The sequence below is a fragment of the Rubrivivax soli genome (assembly GCF_049810355.1).
GTDB lineage: Bacteria > Pseudomonadota > Gammaproteobacteria > Burkholderiales > Burkholderiaceae_C > Rubrivivax.
Genome location: NZ_CP187368.1, coordinates 930,071 through 948,204 on the forward strand (window position 1 = coordinate 930,071; position 18,134 = coordinate 948,204).

Sequence of the window (18,134 nt, forward strand, 5' to 3'; positions counted from 1 at the left end):
GGCACCCCATGGCCAACCCGCTGCGCGCCGGCAACCACACCAGCATCGGCAACGACACGATGACGGCCTACATCGAGACGGCCATGCGCGAGCAGTGGCAGCTCGCGCGCGGCGAGCCGCTGCCCACGCAGGGCGCGGAAGACCGCCGCATCCTCTTCGCCGCCATCGCGCAGGGCGTGCTGCGCTACCTGTACGTGCACCGCGACGACCTGGTGAGCACGCTGCAGCAGGCCGAAGGCCTTGCCGGCGACCACCGCCACGACGCGGCCTTCGACCTGGTGGAGAAACCCTGATGACCACCGGAAGCACCCCCCACGCCGGGCGCCACCTGGCATTCCCGTTCCACATCGGCAGCGACGGCCGCACCGCCGCGCCGGCCACGCTGGACGACCATGTGCGCGGCGAGATCCTGCAACTGCTGCTGACGGCCCCGGGCGAACGCCCCTTCCTGCCCAGCTTCGGCGCCGGCCTGAAGCGGCTGGTGTTCGAGCGCAACGACCCCGTCAGCGCCGCGCTCGCCAAGGCCGCGGTGACGCAGGCGCTGAGCCGCTGGCTGCAGGAGCGCATCGTCGTCGAGGCGCTCGACGTCGCCGCCGACGACAGCACGCTGCGCGTGGACCTGCGCTACCGCGTGCGCGCCAGCGGCGCGGTGCACGCCATCTCGCTGCGGCAGCAGCCGGGGAACCGGCCATGACGGCCCTCACAGCCGCGGCGGGCGCCGTGCTGAGCGAAGAGCGCCTGGCCGACCGCGCCCGCGACCTCGCGGCCACGGGCCACAACGGGCTGCGGCTGGTCGTCGTGACGCTCGACGCGGCCACGCCGCCGGCGTTCGCGTGGCTGGATCTGGAGTTCCACAACACCAACGGCCTGGCCGCGCTGCCGCCGGTGGCGGCCTGGCGCGTCAGCGGCGGCGTGCGCGTGCGGGCCGGCAGCGCGCCCGGGCTGGTGCAGGTGACCGAGGTGCATCCGCACCCCGACGGCCGCCCCGACGGCCTGCGGCTGAAGGTGGCGCCGGTGGGCGACCACAGCAGCTACGTGCTGTCCACCACGGCCGTGGGCCTGGCCGCGCCCGACGACGCATTGCCCCGGGCCGTGGACCCGCTGTTCAACCGCCTGCCGTTCAAGTTCCGCCCCGGCTGCTTCAACCTCGCCTGCGCGCCGGGCTACGGCCGCGCCACGCCGGCGCCACCGCCCCCGGCCATCGACACCCTCACGCGCGACTACGACAGCTTCCGCCACCTGCTGATGACGGCGATGGCCGACCGCGTGCCCGGCTGGCAGCCCACCAGCGAAGCCGATCTCGACCAGACGCTGATCGACCTGATCGCCGCGCAGGCCGACGAGCTGGCCGACCACCACGACCGCGTGGTGGCCGAGCGCAGCATCGTCACCGCGCGCAAGCGGGTCTCTCTCGCACGCCACGGCCGGCTGGTCGACTACCACCTGCACCAGGGCAACCAGGCCAGCACCTGGGTGGCCGTGCAGGTGGACGGCGACGCGGTGGACCTGCCGGCGCTCGGCAACGACCCCGGCGGCAACCTCGACGAGTGGGCGGTGTGGAACAGCGGCGACACCAGCGAGGGCGGCGACGGCAGCACCTGGCGCCACCCCGGGGCCGTGGTCTTCGCGCTGCCGCACGACGCCGCGCGCTGGCGCCGGCGGGTCTTCGCCGCGCTGAACACGCTGCACCTGTACACCTGGGGCGACAGCGTCACCGCGCTGGCCGCCGGCAGCACCAGCGCCGACCTCGTGCTGCCCGGGCCCGCCACGCTGGCATCGGCGCAGGGCCTGCAGGCGCTGCTGGAACACGCCAGCACGCTGCAGGGCACGGCCGACGCCGACCTCGACACGCGCGTCGAGCAGCTGCTGCTCGAGGAAGCACTGAACCCGGCCACCGGCGCACCCGCCGGCCGCAGCCTGGCACGGCGCCAGCTGCTGCGCCTGCGGCCGCCGGGCGCGCGCACCGAACTGCTGCAGGACCCCGTCACCGGCGCGTGGTTCGTGCGCGTGCACTGGGTCGACGACGACGCGCTCGCGCAGACCTTCTGCTTCGTGGCCGACTGCAACGGCACGCTGCAGCGCGACCTGGCGCTGTTCCACGGCAACCTGCTGCACGTCACGCAGGGGCGGCCGCAGGAGACGCGCTTCCTGCCGCCCGGCGCGGCGCTGCCGCCGCCCGACGACGACCGCCTGCGCGCCCTGCACCACGGCCATTGGCTGCGCCGCCGCCGGCAGGAAGGCCCGCAGTCCGTGGACGACGCGGTGCTGTGCAGCTTCCCGGCCGCGGCCGGCGTGCTGGCGTGGCGCGCGACGCCGCCGGACGGCCTGACGCCGCCGCGCTCGACGCTGGTGGTGCAGGTGCAGGGCTTCGCCGGCCCGTGGACCGAGCGCGCCGACCTCATCGACAGCCGCGACGACGAGGAGCACTTCATCGTCGAGGTGCACGAGAACCAGACCGCCCAGCTGCGCTTCGGCAACGGCATCCACGGCCGTGCGTTGCCGGCCGGCGCCACCGTCACCGCGGCGTGGCGCAGCGGCCAGGGCCAGTCCGGCAACGTCGGCGCCGACGTGCTGACCCGCTGCAGCAGCCCCGGCGGCAGCGTGCGCCGGGTCTGGAACCCCTTCGACGTGACCGACGGCCGTGCGCCCGAGCCCGTGTCGTCGCTGCAGCGCCGCGCGCCCGAGGCCTACCGCCGGCTGCAGCTGCGCGCGGTGACGCTGGCCGACGTGGCGGCGCAGGCCGAACGCGTGCCCGGCGTGGCCCACGCCCGCGCCCGCCACGCCTGGAGCGGCAGCTGGCGCGTGGTGCGCGTGGCCATCGACCCCGTCGGCGGCGGCGCGCTCACGCCCGCGCTGCGCGCACGCATCGCGCGGGCGCTCGACGCCGTGCGCCTGATCGGCGACGACATCGAGCTGCGCGCGGCCGTGCCGGTGCCGCTGGACATCCACCTGGCGCTGTGTGCGCGCGCCGACGTCTGGATCGAGGACCTGCGCGCCGAGCTGGAGATGGCCTTCAGCGATGCCGACCTGCCGGCGCACCCGCCGCTGCCCTGGGGGCGCCGCGGCCTGTTCCACCCCGACGACTGGACCTTCGGCCAGCCGCTGCACGCCAGCCAGCTGATCGGCCGCGCGCTGGCCGTGTCCGGTGTCGAGCGCGTGACGCAGCTGCACATGCGGCGCCTGCACCCGGGCGCAGGCGGGGCAGTTGCAGTTGCTTCGCCGGTGGTCATCGACCTCGACACCCTGCCCGCCACCACCGAGCAGGTGCTGCCGATCGGCGACTTCGAGATCCTGCAGGTCGCGGGCGACCCCGACCACCTGGAACGCGGCCGCATCGCGTTCGACATCGCGGGAGGCCGGCGATGAGCTGCGACAACGACTGCACACCGGCCCCCGGCTTCCCCCGCCTGCTGTTCAACCGCCCGGCACTGCCCCGCATCGGCTACCGCATCGGCGACTACGCCAGCATGCGCGCCCACATGCTGGGGCTGATCGACGCGCATCCCGCGCTCGCGGCCTGGACGCACCGCGGCAGCGACGACCCCGGCATCGCGCTGGTGGAAGGCGCGGCGCTCGTCGGCGACGTGCTGGCGCTGTACCAGGACGCCTACGCCAACGAGTGCCTGTTGCGCACGGCGACGCTGGACGACAGCGTGCTCGGCCTGGTGCGGCTGCTGGGCTACCGGCCGGCGCCGGGCATCGGCGGCATGGCGCGCTTCGCGCTGGCGGTGAAGGGCACGGCGCCGGTCACCGTGCCGGCCGGCCTGGCGCTGAACGCGCAGCTGGAAGGCGCCGATGCGCCGGCCACGTTCGAGACGCGGGCGGCCGTCACCGCGGTGCCGGCGCTGTCGGCCTTCCACCTCTACCGGCCGCGGCGCGTGCCGGCCATCGTCAACGGCCAGCGGCAGTTCCAGCTGGCAGTCGCCGATGGGCCGGCGCTGCGGGCCGGCGACCGGTTGCTGGTCGGCCTGCCCGTGGGACCGGCCGCCAACGCGGCCTACGCGCACACGCAGGTGCTGGAGGTGGAGCAGGCCTGGCAGGCCCACGGCGTGCAGCACGTGCAGACCAAGGGCAGCCTGCAGGCGCTGGACGACGCCCTGCCCCGGTTCGCCGTGTTCGGCGCCGCCGGCCGCCGCGCGCCGCCGCGCACGACCTCGGCGGCGCAGCTGGTGGCGTGGAAGCTGGGCGCACCGGCCCGCCACGCCGGGCACGACGCGCCGGCCGTGCGCGTGGTGGTCGGCGCCCAGGGGCGCGCCACGCCGCAGGCGGTGGGCTTCCAGCGCCTGCTCGACCGCACCCACACGGCCGACGTGCAGCCCGACCTGGCGCCGCGGCAGCTGCCGCTGGCCTCCGCCGCCACGGCCATCGTCGCCGGCACCACGGTGCTGGTGCAGGTCACGCTGCAAGGGGGCCGCAGCGGCGTGCAGCGCGTGCTGGCGCGCGGGGTGCAGCAGGTCGACAGCCGCACGCTGGACTGGGGCGGCCAGTCGGGCGCCAGCAGCGTGCTGACCCTCGACGCCGACCTGGCCATCACCGAAGGAACGGCCGAAGGCAGCATCCCCTACAACCGGGCCGACGTGCGCGAGATCACCGTGCACGCGGTGCAGGGTGCGGCCTTCGCGCTGCGCGCCGCGCCCGTGCCCACCAGCGCCACCAGCGGCCACCAGCTCGACTTCTACGGCAGCGCCGCCGACGCCGCCCACCTGCAGGACCGCACCTTGCTGCTGCTGGAGCCCACGGGCCCGGCCAGCGCTCGGGTGCAGCAGGTGCAGCAGGCCGCCAGCGGCGAGCCGCGCTACACGGTGACCCTGGACCGCCCCTGCACCTACGCGCTGTACCCGCACGAAGCACCTGGCGTCACCGTGCACGGCAACCTGGTGCAGGCCAGCGAAGGCCAGACGGTGCCCGACACGGTGCTGGGCGACGGCGACGGCCGCGCCAGCTTCGCCAGCTACACGCTGCCGAAGGCGCCGCTGACCTGGCTGCTCGCCCCCGAGGTGTCGCCGCCGCAGCAGCCCGAGCTGGAGGTGCGTGTCGACGGTCGCTTGTGGCAGCGCGTGGACAGCTTCTTCGACAGCGGGCCGCTGGACACCGTCTACGTGGTGCGCGACGGCCCCGACGGCAAGAGCGTGGTGCAGTTCGGCGACGGCGTGCACGGCGCGCGCGTGCCCAGCGGGCGCGGCAACGTCAGCGCCCGCTGGCGCACCGGCAGCGGCAGCCGCGGGCCGCTGCAGGCCGGTGCAAGCGTCTCGGCCAAGCCGCGCTTCACGGGCTTCGACAAGGCCTTGCTGCCCGAGCCCGTCACCGGCGGCGCTGCGCCCGAACCCGCCAGCAGCATGCGCCTGGCCGCACCCGGCAGCCTGCAGAGCCTGGGCCGCATCGTCAGCCTGGCCGACTGCGAGACCGAGGCGCAGAGCCTGCCCGGTGTGCTGAAGGCGCGTGCGCGCTGGGACCTGGTGGATGGCGCGCCGCTGCTGGTGCTGACGGTGCTGACCGACGGCCTCGCCAGCGCCGACCGCAGCGCGCTCGACGCCGCGCTGCGTGCCGCCTTTGCTGCACGCGGGCCGGCGCAGTGCGCGCTGCGGCTGGAGCTGGGGAACCGGCGCTTCGTGCAACTGAGCCTGCGCATCGGCCACGACGCCCGCCTGCGCAGCGCCGACCTGCTGCCGGCCGTGCAGCTGGCCCTGGGTGCCGGCACCGACGCGGTGGCGCTGGACGACCCGCCCACCGGCGGCGTCTTCGACTGGCGCGCCCGGCAGTTCGGACAGGACGTGCACGGCTCGCAGCTCGTCGGCCGCGTGCAGCAGGTGCCGGGCGTGGTGTGGGTCGAACTCACCGCGCTGGCCGCCGCGGGCCGGCTGGACCGTCGCGGTGGCAGCAACCGCGGCACCGCCGGCCAGGCCCTCGTCGCCACCGACCTGGGTCTGCGCTGCCCTGAAGACAGCCTGCTCGCGCTGCATGCCGACGACCTGACCGTCGCATGGATCGCCACCGGAGCCCCGCGATGAACGTGCCCGACACCCCGCTGGCGCCGCGCCTGTACGACCGCCTGCCCGAGATCCTGCGCCTGCGCGACACCGAACAGGTGCCGCCGGGCCAGCTGCAGGCGCTGGTGGACGCCATCGACAGCGTCTTCAGCGCGCTGCGCGACCGGGTCGAGGCGCAATACGACGATCTCTTCATCGAGACCTGCGCACCCTGGGTCGTGCCCTACCTCGCCGACCTCGTGGGCACCAGCCACCTGAAGGGCGACCCGCGCACGCTGCGCGCGGACGTGGCCCGTACCGTGTACCACCGCCGCCGCAAGGGCACGCCGGGCGCGGTCGAATCGCAGGTGCATGCGCTGTCGGGCTGGGCCGTGCATGCGGTGGAACTGCGCGACCGCCTGGGCTGGATGCAGCACCTGAACCACCTGCGGCCCGACAGGGGCGGCACCCCACCCTGGCAGACCGCGCCCGACGCCGACCCGCGCCACCCGGTGCGCGGCGGCACCGCGGCGCTGCGCGCGCCGGGCTGGCTGTCGCTGGTCGACGGCCCGTTCGACCCCTTCGCCCGCACCGCCGACCTGCGCCCGCCGCCGCTGGGCGCGCCCGACGGTCCGGCCCGCGCCGCGCCCAACCTGCCCAACCTGGGCGTGTTCCTGTGGCGCCTGGCCGACTACCAGGTGCCGGTGGCCATGCCCGCGCGCCGCGAAGTGGTGCTGTCGCTGCTGCCCGGCAGCGCGCCGTTCGCCGTGCGCTTCGACCTGCACCCCTGCGGCGAGCCGATGCAGCTGTTCAACACGCACCGCTACCGCGCCGACGACGAGCCGCCCGACCTCGCCGACGCCGACGCCGTGCCGCACCCGATGCCCCGCGCGCGGCTGACCACCGGCGCGCCGGCCGGCCGCCCCGAGGCCTGCGTGCAGGTGCTGCCCTACGCGGGCACGCACCCGCCCGAGCCTGCGGACGACGCACCCGGCCTCGTGCTGCACGTGCCGGCCGTGCCCTTTGCCGGCACGCCGTGGACCTTCCGCGGCGCCAACCTCTGCGCGTGGGAAAGCGGGCTCGTGCCGCCGCTGCGCCTGCACGAGATCGCCATCGACCCGGCCACCGGCCGCATGGTGGCGGGCGTGGGCGGCGCGCTGCCGGGCGACGCGGCGGAGCCGCTGGCCGACGGGCTGTGGGTCTCGGCCACGCACGGCTTCTCCGGCCCGGTTGGCGCGCAGCCCGTGCCGCACCCGCCGCCGCCCGAACTGCAGGCGGGCCCGGTGCTGCGCATCCACATCGCCGACGGACCCGACGTGCTGGCCGCCGCTCTGGCTGGCCTGGGCAGCCGCACCGAGCCGCTGCAGATCGAGATCGCCGACAGCGGCACGCACGTGCTCGACCCCGCGGCCATCGCCGGCATCGGCGTCGACGGGGCCGGCTTCCACCTGCGGCTGGCGATGCCGCTGTCCATCCGCGCCGTCGACGGCGCCAGCCCCACGGTGCGGCTGGTGCGCCCGCTGCGGCTGCGGCCAGCGGCCATCACGGCCGATCTGGCCGCGCAGGCCCGGGCCGAGGTGCTGTTCCAGGGCCTGACGCTGACGCGCGCGCCGGGCTTCCCGGCCGGTGCTGCGCTGGTGGAGCAGGCGGCGCTGAACCGCCTGGTCTTCGACGGCTGCACGCTCGACCCCGGCGGCGGCCGCGTGCTCGACGGCAGCGCCGCCGGCGGCCGCGCGCCGCTGTGGCCGGCACTCGCGCTCGACGACGCCTACGGCCTGACCGATGCCGACGAAGCCCGCGACTTCGCGCAGGTGCCCGCGCTGGTGCTGCGCCGCTGCATCAGCGGCGCGCTGCCGGTGGGCCCGGGCTACACGCTCGCGCTGCAGGCCTGCATCGTCGACGCCGGCAGCGGCACCGAGGCGGCCGCGCCGCAGCTGGCCATCGGCACCGAGCCCGGCTGGGGGCCGCCGCTGGTGTTCGACGGGCTCACGGTGTTCGGCCGCTGCCGCGTCGAACGTGCCCGTGGCAGCGGCGGCATCTTCGTGCACGCGCTGCAGGTGCACGACAACCAGGACAGCCACGGCGCGCTGGCCGCACCGAACGCACCGGGCAGCTGCATCCGCCACAGCTGGCTCAGCGGCGTGGACGACCGCCTGCCGCAGCACGTGGCCTGCCTGTTCGGGCAAGGTTCGGCCGGGCCTGCATCAGCGCCCGCGCTGCTGCGCTTCACCGCGCAGCAGTTCGGCGCGCCCGGCTACGCGCAGCTGGCCTGGAGCTGCGACGAGCGGCTGCGCGAAGCCGGTCCCGGCGACGACGAGATGGGTGCCTTCGGCTTCCTGCTGAACACGCACCGCTGGAAGAACATCGGCATCCGCCTGCGCGAGTTCATGCCGCTGGCGCGGCGTGCGCTGCTGGTGCCTGTCACGTGACGAACCCACCAACGAAGGTGCAGCCATGAAGGGCGACTTCTCGACTTTCCCCCTCGACCGCGACCCCCCCTGGAGCGGCGTGCTGCACCAGCAGGGCCGCGTGCTGCTGGACCAGGACTGGAACGCCAAGGCGCAGATCGACGCCCGCTGGCAGGCCCGGGCCGCCGCCGACGCCTTCGGCCTGCACGTGCTGGCCGTGCCGCAGGCCGCACCGGCCGCGTTCCAGGTGCTGGCCGCCCAGGTCGACGGCGACCACGTGCAGCTCACGCTGGGCCCGGGGCACGCCTGGGCCAGCGGCCTGCTGCTGTCGCAGGGCGCCACCACCACGCTGCACGCGCACTACCTGGCGCCGCCGCTGGCGCCGGCGACCGGCACCGCCAGCATCGTGGCCGGCACGCGCGACGCGGTGCTGCTGGAGGTGTGGGAAGACACGGTCAGCGCCTTCCAGGCCACCGAGCTGCTGGAACCCGCGCTCGGCGGCCCCGACACCACCACGCGCACGCGCGCCTTCGCCAGCGCGCGGCTGCTGCGCCTGGGCGCCGACGACGACTGCAGCGCGGTGGCCGCGCTGTCCGACCCCGAGCCCGGCCGCCTCACGGTGTCGCCCGCGCCGACGCTGGTGGTGGGCGGCGACTGCCCGCTGGAGGCCGGCGGCGGCTACACCGGGCTCGAGCACTTCCTGTACCGCATCGAGATCGCCGAGCCCGACCCGGCAGCGCCCGGCCAGGCGCGCTTCAAGTGGAGCCAGTTCAACGGCGGCCTCGTCGGCCGCGGCAGCTTCACGCCGGGGGCGCTGCCGGCCACGGGCACGGTGGACATCACGGCCAACATGCAGGCCATCGCCTTCAGCGGGCTGGCGCAATTCCACCTGGAGGCGCTGCAGTTCGACGCTGCACTCGGCGCCTGGCGCGTGGCCTGCACGGCCGACGCCAGCCCGGCCGGCGACGGCCAGCTGGCACTCGTGAACCTGCAGGGCGCGTGGCCCGCGGCAGCGCCTGCGACCGCGTTCTTCCGGTTGTGGAACGGCATCGCGCGCGTGGCCGATTTCCCCGACGGCGCGCCGGTGCCGCTGCACGCGGGCATCCAGCTCGCGTTCGAGCCCGACACCGGCGGCAACTACCGGCCGGGCGACTTCTGGGCCTTCCCGGTGCGGGCGGCCGGCGCCAGCTTCGCCCAGCCGCCGTGGCCGACCGACGCGCCGCCACAGGGCCCGGCGCTGCGGCGCGTGGCGCTGGCGGAGATCACGTGGAACGCGGCGCGCGCGGTGCGCTTCGAGGACGGCGGGATCGAGGACTGCCGCCGCCCCTTCCGACCGCTGACCAACCAGAAGATCTGCTGCACCTTCAACGTCGGCGACGGCCGCACCAGCTTCGGCGACTTCAACCGCATCGAGGACGCCGTGCGCCACCTGCCGGCCGCCGGCGGCGAGATCTGCCTGCTGCCCGGCCTGCACAGCACCAACACCGTGCTGCGCGGCCGCCAGCACGTCACCGTGCGCGGCTGCGGCGTGCAGACCAAGGTGGTGCCGCGCGACGACGGCGCCTCGCGCCCGATCTTCCACGTGCACGACTGCAGCGACATCCAGCTGCTGCACATGGACCTGGCCACGCTGACAGGCAGTGCCGTGGTGGTGGAAGGCAGCAAGCCGGGCACCACGCGCGACATCGAGATCGCCCACCACCGCATGCTGGCCGCCGGCAACGCCGTGCGTGCGCGCTTTGTTGCCGGCCTGCACGTGCACCACAACCGCATCCGCATGCTCGACCGGCAAGGCGGCGGCGTCGGCATCTACCTGGCCGGCGACGACAGCCTGATCGAACGCAACGACATCCGGCTGCAGCCGCACCGCGAGACGCCGCCGATCGAGCAGCCCGACCGCCCCGATCCGGTGGACCCCACCGACCCCTGCGCCACGCTCGACCTGGTGCTGGCGCACCCGCGGCGGCTGGTGGCCTACATCGACCAGGTCTGGGCCGTGGCGCTGCCGCTGCTGCGCCTGGCGGCCGCCACCGCGCCGCCCGACCGCGCGCTGGGCGGCATCCAGATCGGCGGCGGCAGCGAGCGCGTGCGGGTGCTGGAGAACACGGTGGTCGGCGGCGCCGGCAACGGCATCACGCTGGGCGCGCTGGCGGCGCCGGAGGGCGATGGGACGGACCCGCCGCCCGCGTTCAGCTTCGAGATCACCGACCGCGACGCCAAGCTGCTGGGCACCGTGTTCGGCCCCGACGGCAAGCCGCTGGCGGGCGTGCAGATCACGCTGACGCCGCTCGTCGCCGGCATCGCGCGCCCGCCGCAGGTCAGCAATGCGCAGGGCGAGTTCGGCTTCGGGCTCACGGCCGGCACCTACCGTGTCGACGAAGGCGCGGTGGGCCTGCGCATCGCCGGCATCGACGCGCAGCGGCGCGACAACGGCGTCTGGACGCTGACGGTGAAGCTCGAGGACGAGCCCGCGCCGGCCGAGGCCGACGACGGCTTCCTGTACACGATCGCGATCGAGCGCAACCACGTCGGCGGCATGGGGCTGTCGGGCATCGGCGTGCCGCCGTCGGTGGCCGCCACACCGGCTGCGGCCACGGCCACGCGGCTGAGCACCAACGTGCGCGCGGTGGACGCCGCACGTGCGCTGCTGGGCTGCCCGGTGGTGGGCCTGGTGGTGCGCGACAACGTGCTGCAGGGCAACCTGCGCCAGCCCTTCGACAGCGCGCTGCGCCAGGAGGTGCTGGTGCGCGGCGTCGGCGGCATCTCGCTGGGCCTGGTGGACGACGCGCTGATCGCCGGCAACCGCATCGAGGGCAACGGGCGCTCGGCGCTCGACCCGGCCTGCGGCATCTTCGTGCAGTACGGCGAAGACGTCGACATCCACCACAACCAGGTGCTGAACCACGGCAGCGTGCCCACCGGCACGCGTGTGGCGCTGGTGCCCGGCCAGCGTGGCGGCATCGTGCTGGGGCTGGTCACCAGTTTCGGCAACCTGGCCACGCTGCAGGGCGGCACCGCCACCACCGGCTCGCGGCCGGCGGCGCGCGTGATGGACAACACCGTGAGCCAGCCCGTGGGCTGCGCGCTGCGGGCCGCCGCGATGGGCCCGCTGATGGTGAACGACAACCACTTCGCCAGCGCCTGGGCCGGCGCCACGGCCTTCGAACGCGCAGCGGGCACGGTGTTCGTGTTCAACCTGGCCGGCGTGCAGGAGGCCGGCGCAGGCCAGGACCTGAAGCGCCCGGGCAGCAGCGCGGTGGGCGGCAGCGACGTGGTGGCGCCGGCGCCCGCACCGGCACCGGTGCGCGAGACAGCGTCCACCGGCAACCTGGGCATGAACCAGCGCGCCCGGGTGCAGCCGGTGGCCGTGGCCGTGGCGCGGCCGGCGGCGGCGCAGACGCTGCTGCCGCTGGGCATGACGATGTTCAACCACAACCAGTCGCAGACCGGCCCCGCCAACGCGGCCACGGCCTGCCACCTGGTGTATTCGCTCGACGACGTGGCCTATCAGGACAACCAGTCGGTGAGCCAGCAGGCCACGCCGGTGTTCGCCAACGCGCTGGTGGCCGGCACCACGCTGCGCGCCACCGGCAACCGGCTGCGCGAGGCGCACCGGTCGTCGCTGATGTCGCTGTTCACGCTGGCCGTGCGTGCCAACAACACCTCGTTCAACCAGGGCGACCACTGCATCATCGCCACCGACCAGAACCCGGGCATGCCCGAGATCCAGGCCGGCAACCAGGTGCTGTTCCCGTCGTCGCTGTGCGCGCGCGTCAACATGACGACGGCGCTGCTGTTCAAACCGCTGGAGTGACGCCATGCGCATCCTGAACCAGGGCGCCGACAGCGCCAAGAACGACACGCAGGAACTGGTGGAAGGCCTGCAGGCCGAACGCAGCCGGCTGGTCGGCGAGACCCGCGACTTCCAGCTCGCGGCGCGGCTGCTGCTGCAGGCCGAAGGCCGGCGCCTGGCGCTGCGCGACCCCGGCGACGTGCGCCTCGCCGCACTGGCCACCGCCGAGCGCACGCTGCGCGACCGCGTGGCGGTGCTCGACACCGAGCTCGAGGTGGCGGCCATCCGCGTGCCGCCGGTGGCCAGGACCGACGCACTGGTGCACGGCCGCGTCACCGACGACGCCGCCCGTGCCGCCGGCCGCGTCAGCGTGACGCTGCTGCGCGCCGACGGCAGCGCCGTGCCGGGCGTGGCGCCGGTGGCGGTGGACGACGCGGGCTACTACGCCTTCGTGCTGGACGCGCAGACCAAGGCGCAGCTGGGGGCCGACGAGAAGCTCAGCGTCGCCGTGCAGCGCGGCGACGCCAGCGTGGTGCCGGCCAAGACCGCCGGGTTCACGCTGGCCAGCGGCGCGGTGGCGGTGAAGGACGTGGCGCTGAACGACAACGAACTGCAGACGCTGCAGCTGCGCGCGAAGGCCGCGCCGCCGGTGGCCGCCGCCACGGCACGGTCCACCGGCACGGCCGGCAAGGTTGGAACGGCCGGAACGGCGCGGTCCGCAAAGCCGGCCAAGTCCGGGAAGAAGCCCGCCCGCTGAACCGGCTGCCACGGCATGTCCCGCCAGCACACCCGCGCGCCGGCCCCTGCCGCCGCACCCGCGCCCGCCCGCGCAGCAGCCGCAGCAGTGCGACCGACCGCACGCCCGACCACCCGCACCGACGCCGGCCGCCTGCGCTGCAGCTGCGGCGGCAGCTGCCCGCGCTGCGCGCAGCAGGCCGTGGCGGCCGGGCCGCAGGCGCTGGCGGCCACCGCAGGGCAGCCGCTGGATGCCGGCACGCAGCGCTGGATGGAAACGCGCTTCGGCCGCAGCTTCGGGCACGTGCGCGTGCACCACGACGCCGCGGCACAGGCGGCGACCACGGCGATGTCGGCGCGGGCCTTCGCGCTGGGCAACCACCTGGCCTTCGCGCCGGGGCAGTTCCAGCCTGGCAGCAGCGCCGGCCGGCGGTTGATCGCGCACGAACTCGCGCACACGCTGCAGCAAGGCCAGGGCGGGCCCGTGCACGCAGGCGGCGAGCTCGCGGCCGACGCCGCCGCGGCGGCCGTGCTGGCCGGCCGGACCGTGCCGGCGCAGCCCGGCCACGCCGCCGTGGTGCAGCGCGACGGACCGGCACGCGACCTCGGTGACCTGCGCAGCCCGTTCCGCTTCGACCCGTCGCTGTTCCGCACCGCCCGGCCGCCGGTCGAGCCCTACAGCATCGAGGAAGTGCTGCCCGGCGACAGCGCCGACGAACGCATCGTGCGCATCAGCACCGGCCAGCGCTACCGCGTGCGCCGCCGCCAGTGGGTGACGACGGAGACCGGCAGCCGCCCGAGGCGCTCGCCCGACGTCGACGTCGACATCGACACCAGCGAGGTCTGGATGACGGTGGAGTGGTGCGAAGGCGCTTCCGAGGGCAGCGTGCGCCTGGCCGCCGACGCGCCCGAACAGGTGCTGCGCGCCATCGGTGCCGCGGCGCTGTCGGGCGGCGACATCGCGGGCGCGGTGGCGGGCATGTCGCTGACGCCGACGCTGGAAGCGCGGGTGCAGATCGGCACCGTCAACATCCGGCTCACGGCAGAGGCGACGGTCGACACCGAGGGCCGCGTCACGGGCGCCGAAGGCAGCCTCGGCACCGACTTCAACACGCCGGCCGGTCGCGTCGGCATTGGCGTGCGTGGCCGCGGCGAAGACCTGGACAGCCGGGGTGGCGGCAGCGGCAGCATCGGGTTGGAACTCTCGTTCACGCCCGGCGGGCGCAACACCGCGCCCGACTGCGACCGCGTCACCGAGCGCGTGGTCCGCCACACCGCCTACGACTGCGACGAGCTCATCACGGTGCCCGAGTCGCGCCGCGAGGTCACCGAGCGCGTGCCGCAGACCGACCGCCGCACGCACTTCCTGTACTACCCGTACTGGTCGTCGCGCATCGACCGCCGCCGCAGCGCGGCCGAGCAGGCGTCCATCACCGCGGCGCTGGACGACGGCTTCGCGGTCGCCAGCGTGCGCGGCTTCGCGTCACCCGAGGGCTCGCGTGCCGAGGACGGCCGCTTCGAGGGCAACGACGCGCTGTCCACCGCGCGGGCCGACGCCGCACTGGCATGGCTGCGCGGGGCCTGCGGCGAGCGCGGCGCGGCCTGTCTGCCGCCCGGCGTGGCCGCCGAGGGCGGCAGCGAGCGCCACACGCTGACCGAACCCGCCGCCGACGGCAGCGGCAGCGTGGAGGTGGAAGGCGACCGCCAGGCCACGCACGCCGCCGACGCGTTCGCGACCGACCCCGACGAAGCCGCCCAGCGCACGCCGGCGGTGGAGGCCGCGCTCGCCCGGGCGCGCACGCCGGGCGAGCGCGCCGCCGTGGTCTACCCGCAGCTGCGCCGCGTGGAGGTGGTGCTGACGCGCACGCGCGAGGTGGAGCGCCAACGCACCATCGTCACGCCCGAGCGCACCGACACGGCCTTCGTGGAGGGCGGCTGCCCGGCGCGCCTGCGCGACGCCGCCTTCCCACCGGCGCGCCGGCTCTGAGGCTGCGGCCGGCGGCGCTACTTGCGCCGCGCGTGGCGCACGCCGGGCACCCGCGCGACGTGCGCCAGCGCCTGCGCCAGCCGCGCGGCGTCGGGCGCCTCCACGGTGAAGGTCATCCACGCCGTGCCGCCCTGGCGGTCCTTCACGCTCTGCGTGTTGACGCCGGTGACGTTGAGCTTCTCCTTGGCGAAGACCTCGGAGATGTCGCGCAGCAGGCCCTGGCGGTCGGCGGCCTCGATCAGCACGTCCAGCGGGTAGACCGCGTCCTGCGTGCGGCCCCAGGCGACCTCGATCACGCGGTCGGGGCTCTGCTGCAGCAGGTGGCGGAAGTTGCTGCAGTCGCGGCGGTGGATGGCCACGCCCTTGCCGCGCGTGACGTAGCCGCCGATGGCGTCGGGCGGCGCCGGCCGGCAGCAGCGCGGCAGCGTCGTCAGCAGCGATTCCACGCCCACCACCAGCACGCCGCCCTTGCCGCTGTCGGCACGCGCGCGGCTGAGGTGGATCTCGGGCTCGGCGCCGCCGTCGGGCTCGGCCGGGCGCAGCAGGTTCTCGATGTTGCGCAGCGAGAACTCGTCCTTGCCCACCACCTCGAACAGCGCGTCGGCGGTCTTGAAGCCCAGCTGCTCGGCCAGCGTCTCCAGCTTCACCGCGGTGCGGCCTTCGCGCTGCAGCGTCTTCTCCACCAGCTCGCGGCCGCGCGCGATGGTCAGGCCCTGGGCCTGCGCGTTGAACCACGCACGCACCTTGCTGCGCGAGCGCGGGCTCTTCAGGTAGCCCAGCTCGGGGTTGAGCCAGTCCATCGACGGGCCGCCCTCCTTCACGCTGACGACCTCGACCGTCTGCCCCGACTGCAGCGGGGTGTTCAGCGGCACCATCGCGCCGTCGACACGCGCGCCGCGGCAGCGGTGGCCCAGGTCGGTGTGCAGCGCATAGGCGAAGTCCACCGGCGTGCCGCCCAGCGGCAGGTCGATGATGGTGGCCTGCGGCGTGAAGACGTAGATGCGGTCGCCGGTGTCGACCTGCTGCACAGGCGCTTCGGCTGCGGCCGCGGCCGGCGCTGCGCTCTGCGCGAAATCGCGTTCCCAGGCCAGCAGCTCGCGCAGCACGGCCTTGCGCGCCTCGGCGATGCGCTCCTCGAAGTCGCCCGCGGCGGGGCCGCCACCGCTCTTCAGCCCGCTGACGCCGGCATAGCCGCGTGCGCCGGCTTCCTTGTACATCCAGTGCGCCGCCACGCCGTGCTCGGCGTGTTCGTGCATGGCGTGCGTGCGGATCTGCACCTCGATCGGCCGGCCGTCGTCGCCGCGCACCACGGTGTGCAGGCTCTGGTAGCCGTTGGGCTTGGGCCGGGCGATGTAGTCGTCGAACTCGCCGTCCACCGGACGGAAGCACTCGTGCACCCGCGCCAGCGCGGCGTAGCAGGCGGGCACGTCGGCGACGACGACCCGCAGCGCACGCACGTCCAGCACCTGGCTGAAGTCGAGCTGCTTGCCCTGCATCTTCTTCCAGATGCTGTGCAGGTGCTTGGGCCGGCCCTGCACGTCGGCGGCGATGCCGGCATCGGCCAGCCGCTGCGCCAGCAGCGCCCGCACGGCCTCGATGCCGGCTTCGCGCTCGGTGCGCTTCTCGTCGAGCAGCCGCGCGATGCGCTTGTAGTCGTCGGGCAGCAGGAAGCGGAAGGACAGGTCCTCCATCTCCCACTTGATCTGCCAGATACCCAGCCGGTTGGCCAGCGGCGCGAACACCTGGGCCGATTCCTCGGCCAGTGCGCGCGGGCACGGCTGCTTGCTGGCCGCGAACCAGCGCAGCGTCTGCAGCCGCGAGGCCAGGCGCAGCAGCACCACGCGCAGGTCGCGGCTGAAGGCCAGCAGCATCTTGCGCACACGCTCGGTCTGCTCGGCACGCTGTGCCGGCCCCACCTGCGCCGCACGCGCGGCACGCTGGATCTGCACCAGCTTGCGCGTGTAGGTGACGAGGCTGCCGTACGACGGCCCGAAGGCCTTGGCCACCACCTCTTCCGGGCGCTGCAGGTAGTCGCCCGCGTAGACCAGGTAGGCCGCGGCGCGCATGGTGGGCGCAGCGCCGATGGCCTGCAGCACGGCGGCTACGCCGTCGGCATGCGCCAGCGCGTCCTCGCCGGTGTCCAGCAGCTGACCGGCCAGCAGCGGCTCGGCGAAGGCGCGCGCGCGTGCCAGCGCGCTGGCGCCGTCCTCGCCGCCCGCCGGTGCGGCGTCCAGCGCTTCCTGGTCGGCCAGCTGCACGATCGCCGCGGCCTGGGCGCCGGGCGCGGTCGTCTTCATGGCGCGCTCACCACCTGGTCACGGCCCCAGCAGGAAACTGCGCACGGCCGCACGCTGCTCGGGCTGCACCAGCATCGGCGCGTGGCCGACGCCCGCGAACTCGACCAGCTGCGCACGCGGGCCGCGCTGGGTCATGGCCTGCGCGGTCTCGGGCGACAGCAGGTCGGACTCGGCGCCGCGCAGCACCAGCGTCGGGCAGGTCAGGCGGTCGTAGCTCTGCCACAGCATGGCCTCGCCGGCGGCGGCGATCTCGGGCGTGATGGCACGGAACGACACCGCGATCGCCGGGTCGTAGTGCGGCTTGAAGCCGGGCGCCCCGTCGGGGCCATCGGCTGGCAGCAACTGCGGCCGCGTGAGTTCCAGCCACTGTGCGCGCGTGTGCGGGCCGAAGCCCTGCGAGATGGCCCACAGCGCGTCGGCTGCCGCGTCCAGCGTCGGCCAGTGCGCCGGCTGGCCCAGGTAGGTGCCGATGCGCTGCAGCGCGGCGGCCTGGATGGTGGGGCCGACGTCGTTGAGCACCAGCCGGCGCACCGGGTTGGGCGCCGGCCCGGGGAGGCTGGCCAGGGCCAGCCCGATCAGGCCGCCCATCGAGGTGCCGACCCAGTCGACCTGCTCGGTGCCCAGGCGCGCCAGCAGCGTCACCATGTCGGCCACGTAGGCGGGGATGGCGTAGCCCATCGGATCGCCCAGGCGGTCACTGCGGCCGCGGCCCACCACGTCGGGGCAGACGACGCGGTAGCTGTCGCAGAGGTCACGCGCCAGCGTGTCGAAGTCGCGGCCCTGGCGCGACAGGCCATGCACGCACACCAGCACGCGCGGGTTGGCCGGGTCGCCCCACTCCCAGTACGCCATGCGGTGCAGGCCGCGCGAGTCCAGGCAGGGCACGTGGTGCAGGCGGGGCTGGGTCATGGTGCTGTCGGCAGGCCAGGGGCCGGGGCGTTCGATAAT

Annotated in this window: 10 protein-coding genes; 8 read left to right on the forward strand and 2 right to left on the reverse strand. The window is 75.0% G+C overall.

Annotated elements, in window-relative coordinates:
• Nucleotides 1-8 precede the first annotated feature (8 nt).
• The 8 genes from ACPOLB_RS04070 to ACPOLB_RS04105 all read left to right on the forward strand — a co-directional run bounded on the left by ACPOLB_RS04070 (nucleotide 9) and on the right by ACPOLB_RS04105 (nucleotide 14,889).
• Nucleotides 9-293, forward strand: coding sequence for a hypothetical protein (locus ACPOLB_RS04070; RefSeq protein ID WP_425260019.1), 285 nt, complete (start codon nucleotides 9-11; stop codon nucleotides 291-293).
• On the forward strand, nucleotides 293-694 hold the full coding sequence (locus ACPOLB_RS04075; RefSeq protein ID WP_425260020.1) for a GPW/gp25 family protein: 402 nt from the start codon (nucleotides 293-295) through the stop codon (nucleotides 692-694). The genes ACPOLB_RS04070 and ACPOLB_RS04075 overlap by 1 nt, the downstream gene beginning before the upstream one ends.
• Nucleotides 691-3,366: a baseplate J/gp47 family protein gene (locus tag ACPOLB_RS04080; RefSeq protein WP_425260021.1), complete on the forward strand. Its 2,676-nt coding sequence runs from the start codon at nucleotides 691-693 to the stop codon at nucleotides 3,364-3,366. The genes ACPOLB_RS04075 and ACPOLB_RS04080 overlap by 4 nt, the downstream gene beginning before the upstream one ends.
• Entirely contained in the window at nucleotides 3,363-6,008 is a 2,646-nt protein-coding gene (locus tag ACPOLB_RS04085; RefSeq protein ID WP_425260022.1) for a hypothetical protein, read from the forward strand. Before ACPOLB_RS04080 ends, ACPOLB_RS04085 begins: the two co-directional genes overlap by 4 nt.
• A complete protein-coding gene (locus ACPOLB_RS04090; RefSeq protein ID WP_425260024.1) occupies nucleotides 6,005-8,395 on the forward strand; it encodes a phage tail protein in 2,391 nt (796 codons plus the stop codon). The genes ACPOLB_RS04085 and ACPOLB_RS04090 overlap by 4 nt, the downstream gene beginning before the upstream one ends.
• A gap of 25 nt (nucleotides 8,396-8,420) precedes the next feature.
• Nucleotides 8,421-12,188: a DUF6519 domain-containing protein gene (locus ACPOLB_RS04095; protein WP_425260026.1), complete on the forward strand. Its 3,768-nt coding sequence runs from the start codon at nucleotides 8,421-8,423 to the stop codon at nucleotides 12,186-12,188.
• A gap of 4 nt (nucleotides 12,189-12,192) precedes the next feature.
• Complete coding sequence (locus ACPOLB_RS04100) at nucleotides 12,193-12,924, forward strand: hypothetical protein (protein ID WP_425260028.1); 732 nt, start codon at nucleotides 12,193-12,195, stop codon at nucleotides 12,922-12,924.
• 87 nt (nucleotides 12,925-13,011) lie between these two features.
• On the forward strand, nucleotides 13,012-14,889 hold the full coding sequence (locus ACPOLB_RS04105; RefSeq protein WP_425260029.1) for a DUF4157 domain-containing protein: 1,878 nt from the start codon (nucleotides 13,012-13,014) through the stop codon (nucleotides 14,887-14,889).
• 17 nt (nucleotides 14,890-14,906) lie between these two features.
• Here ACPOLB_RS04105 and ACPOLB_RS04110 read toward each other — a convergent pair whose 3' ends face one another.
• On the reverse strand, nucleotides 14,907-17,186 hold the full coding sequence (locus ACPOLB_RS04110) for a RelA/SpoT family protein (protein WP_425260030.1): 2,280 nt from the start codon (nucleotides 17,184-17,186) through the stop codon (nucleotides 14,907-14,909).
• 18 nt (nucleotides 17,187-17,204) lie between these two features.
• Nucleotides 17,205-18,095 carry an alpha/beta fold hydrolase gene (locus tag ACPOLB_RS04115; protein WP_425260031.1) on the reverse strand — a complete coding sequence of 297 codons (891 nt, stop codon included), beginning with the start codon at nucleotides 18,093-18,095 and terminating at the stop codon, nucleotides 17,205-17,207.
• Nucleotides 18,096-18,134: the final 39 nt, after the last annotated feature.